The sequence below is a fragment of the Vibrio sp. 704 genome (assembly GCF_033339295.1).
In genome coordinates this window covers 1-532 of the sequence record NZ_JAWOUH010000955.1, presented here as the reverse complement: position 1 = coordinate 532, position 532 = coordinate 1, and the positions used below count along the sequence as shown (strand labels likewise).

Below are 532 nucleotides of genomic sequence, written 5' to 3'. Positions count from 1 at the left end.
ACATCTATCCAACTCAAGACCAAGAAGTTTCGGTTCGTTTGGTGATGCACATTGGTTCGTTCCAAGAAGAAGCCAATCAAAAAGGCTACGCTCACTTCGTTGAGCACATGGCATTTAATGGCAGCACGCATTTTACCGGCAACGACGTTGTTAAGCTTTTTGAGCAATCTGGCGGCAGTTTTGGCGCAGATATCAACGCGTTTACCACCTATCAGCAAACCTCCTATAAGCTTGACTTGGCCAATAACGATAAGCTTGAAGATGCCCTGACTTGGATGCGAGACATTGGCGACGGTTTAGAGTTCGCTCCTGCTCAAGTTGAAAAAGAGAAAGGTGTTGTCTTGGGTGAATGGCGACGCGCCAATCCAGATGATAAGTCGTTTTCGATGCACGCGTATGAGGCTTCGATTGAAGGAACGCCTTACGCCGAGCATGATCCAATCGGTACTCGTGATGCAATTGAGAACGCGACGTCAAATGGGCTGAAAAACTTCTACGAGAAATGGTATCAGCCGCAGTATGCCGAGCTGAT

1 protein-coding gene is annotated in these 532 nt (G+C 47.6%); it reads left to right on the top strand.

The features are described 5' to 3' along the window. Window positions 1-2 precede the first annotated feature (2 nt). On the top strand, window positions 3-532 hold a 530-nt coding region (locus R7R24_RS30075; protein WP_318120638.1), incomplete at its 3' end, for a pitrilysin family protein.